At 76.7% G+C, this 3028-nt stretch carries 3 protein-coding genes; 2 read left to right on the top strand and 1 reads right to left on the bottom strand.

Features of this window, described 5'->3' with window-relative positions; all coding sequences use genetic code 11:
* On the top strand, positions 1 to 1018 hold a 1018-nt coding region (locus ACFV0Q_RS40425; RefSeq protein WP_385012954.1), incomplete at its 5' end, for a hypothetical protein.
* A 21-nt stretch (positions 1019 to 1039) separates the two neighbouring features.
* Here ACFV0Q_RS40425 and ACFV0Q_RS40420 read toward each other — a convergent pair.
* The gene (locus ACFV0Q_RS40420) at positions 1040 to 1546 is read right to left on the bottom strand and encodes a carboxymuconolactone decarboxylase family protein (RefSeq protein WP_385012952.1); all 507 of its coding nucleotides are present in this window, start codon (positions 1544 to 1546) and stop codon (positions 1040 to 1042) included.
* Positions 1547 to 1592: 46 nt separating this feature from the next.
* Between ACFV0Q_RS40420 and ACFV0Q_RS40415 the strand changes: the two genes are divergently transcribed.
* Entirely contained in the window at positions 1593 to 3011 is a 1419-nt protein-coding gene (locus tag ACFV0Q_RS40415) for a PLP-dependent aminotransferase family protein (protein WP_385012950.1), read from the top strand.
* Positions 3012 to 3028: the final 17 nt, after the last annotated feature.

Below are 3028 nucleotides of genomic sequence, written 5' to 3'. Positions count from 1 at the left end.
GTGGCCCCCGGCGGGCCCGGCGACCCCGGGGAGCCCGCCCGCCTCCGGGTGGCCGGCCGCGCCGGCGACCTCGGAGACCCCGCCCGCTCAGGCGGCCCCGGCTGCTCCCGGGAGCCCGGGGGCCTCGCAGGGCGCGGCGGGTCCGGACGGTTCGCAGATCCCGCCCACTTCGGTGGACCCGGCCGGTCCCGGGAGCCCGTGGGCCTCGGCGGGCCCCGCCGCTTCGGCCGGTCCCGGGAGCCCGGCGGGGGTGGTGCCGCCGTTGCCGCCCGGGTACGGGGCCTGGGGCGGGCAGGCGGCTCCGCCGCCTGCGCCCCCGTACGCTCCGGGGCCTCCGTACGCGCCCGGCGGCGGGCAGTGGCGGACTCCGCTGCTGGCGGGGGTGGTGGCGGCCGTGGTGGGCGGAGCGGCCGTGGCGGCGTGGATGCTGCTGGGCGGGAAGGACGACCCCGCCACCGACGCGCGCCCGCCCGCCACGTCGGCCCCCTCGCAGGAACCGACCGCGCGGCCCTCGGCCCCGCCCGCCTCCGGCGGCACCCCGTCGGCCGGTGCGAGCGGCACCGCCACCGCTGCGCCCGGGGAGGGCTACACCGTGGTGCGCAACGAGGCAGGCTTCTCCGTCGCCGTGCCCATGGGCTGGCAGACCAGCCACGACGAGACCGGCAGCGGCTCCTTCTACCGCCCGCCCGGTGACCGCAGCGCCCTGCTCCAGATCTTCCGCGTCACCGAGGACCCCGCCACCGGCTCGTGCGAGCTGCTGCGCAAGTCCTCGCAGAGCCTGGACGACGCGACGCCCGCCTACCGGCAGGTCTCCCTGGAGCCGGTCGCGGGCGGCGCCTGCGAGCTGGTGTACGAGTACGACAGCGCCGAGTCCCACGGCCGCCGCCAGGGCGTGGAACGGATCGTCACCACGCCCGACGGCAGACGGTGGGCCCTGCTGGCGGCCGGTCCGGCCGCCGACCCGTCGACGGTCCGCGCCCACCTGACGGCGGCGCTGGACTCCTTCCGGCCGGGCTGATCGGGCGGCCCGGGGCCCGGGTCAGGACTGCTTGTACATGCCCGGCGTGTAGTGCCCCGGCACGCTGCGCGTGGTGACGGAGATCCGGTTCCAGACGTTGATCGTCGCGATGACGGCGATCAGCTGGGCCAGCTCCGCCTCCTCGAAGTGCGCGGCGGCCTTCGCGTACACCGCGTCGGGCACGAACCCGTCGGTCAGGACGGTGACGGCCTCGGTCAGTTCGATCGCCGCGAGCTCCTTCTCCGTGTAGAAGTGCCGCGACTCCTCCCACGCGCTGAGCTGCACGATCCGCTCGATGCTCTCGCCCTCCGCGAGCGCGTCCTTCGTGTGCATGTCCAGGCAGAACGCACAGTGGTTGATCTGCGAGGCGCGGATCTTGACCAGCTCGACCAGGGCCGGGTCCAGGCCCTTCGTCGCGGCGATCTCCATGCCCAGGACGGCCTTGTAGAACTGCGGGGCCAGCTTGGCCAGCTGCATGCGGGGGGTGTGCTCGGCGGCGAGTTCGGTGTTCTTCGTGTCGTTGTCCATGTCCCCACCGTAGGACGCGGGCGGCCCGCGGCTATGGTCCATGTCCATGACGGGATCATGGGCCACTTTCGGCGCCGACCTGCACCTGGACCTCTCGGCGGCGGTGCGCGGCGGGCGCGGGCTGCGGGCCGCGCTGACGGAGGCGCTGCGGGAGGCCGCGCGCAGCGGGCGGCTGGCCCCGGGGACCAGGCTGCCGTCCTCCCGGACCTTCGCCGCCGACCTGGGCATCGCCCGCAACACGGTCGCCGAGGCGTACGGGGAACTCGTCGCCGAGGGCTGGCTGACCGCCCGCCAGGGCTCCGGGACCCGGGTCGCCGAACGTGCCCGGCCGCGCCGCGCGGCGGGCGCGGTCCCGGTACGCCGCCCCGCGCGGCGGCGGGGGCCCGCGTACAGCCTGGTCCCCGGCTCCCCGGACCTCGGCGGCTTCCCGCGCGCGGCCTGGCTGGCGGCGGCCCGGCGGGCGGTCACCGACGCCCCGAACGACGCCTTCGGCTACGGCGTCGACGTACGCGGCCGGGTGGAGCTGCGCGAGGCCCTCGCCGGGTACCTGGCGCGGGCCCGCGGGGTGTACGCCGACCCGGACCGGATCGTGCTGTGCTCCGGGTTCTCGGACGGGCTGACGCTGATCGGGCGGATGCTGCGGGCGCGCCGGGTGCGGGAGGTGGCGGTGGAGGGGTACAGCCTCGACATCCACCGGGAGCTGCTGACCCGTACGGGGCTGCGGACCCGCCCGCTGTGGGTGGACGGGGCCGGGGCCCGCACCCCCGACCTGGGCGGCCTCGGCCCCCGGACGGGCGCGGTGCTGCTGACCCCGGCGCACCAGTTCCCGACCGGCGCGGCCCTCACCCCCGAGCGGCGGACGGCGGCCGTGGACTGGGCGCGGACCACCGGCGGCGTGATCCTGGAGGACGACTACGACGGGGAGTTCCGCTACGACCGCCAGAGCGTCGGCGCGCTCCAGGGGCTGGACCCCGACCGGGTGGTGTACTTCGGCACCGCGAGCAAGTCCCTGGCGCCGGGGCTGCGGATGGGGTGGATGGTGGTGCCGCCGGACCTGATGGAGGAGGTGCTGGCGGTGAAGGGGCGGGTGGACCGGAGTTCGAGCGCCCTGGACCAGCTGACCCTGGCGGAGTTCATCATCTCCGGGGCGTACGACCGCCACGTGCGCGGCATGCGGCTGCGGTACCGGCGCCGCCGGGACCAGCTGGTCGCCGCGGTGGCGGGGAAGGTGCCCGTCTCCGGGATCGCGGCCGGGCTGCACGCCGTGCTGGACCTCCCGGCGGGCACGGAACGCGCCCTCGTACGGGCCGCCGCCTGGCAGGACCTGCAACTGGAGGGCCTGGTCCGCTACCGCCACCCCGACTCGGCGATGCCGCCCCGCGAAGCCCTGGTCGTCGGCTACGGCACCCCCTCCGACAGCACCTGGACCCCCACCCTCGCCGCCCTGACAGCCGCCCTCCCCTAGGTGCCGCGGCCGGTCGC

It is taken from the genome of Streptomyces sp. NPDC059564 (assembly GCF_042735575.1).
Lineage (GTDB): Bacteria > Actinomycetota > Actinomycetes > Streptomycetales > Streptomycetaceae > Streptomyces.
This window is presented reverse-complemented; position numbering and strand designations above follow the sequence as displayed.

What these genes read in the sequence shown, in the direction of transcription:
- ACFV0Q_RS40415 (WP_385012950.1), top strand. Translation starts at nt 1,593, where the DNA reads ATGACGGGATCATGGGCCACTTTCGGCGCCGACCTGCACCTGGACCTC.
- ACFV0Q_RS40420 (WP_385012952.1), bottom strand. Translation starts at nt 1,546, where the DNA reads ATGGACAACGACACGAAGAACACCGAACTCGCCGCCGAGCACACCCCC.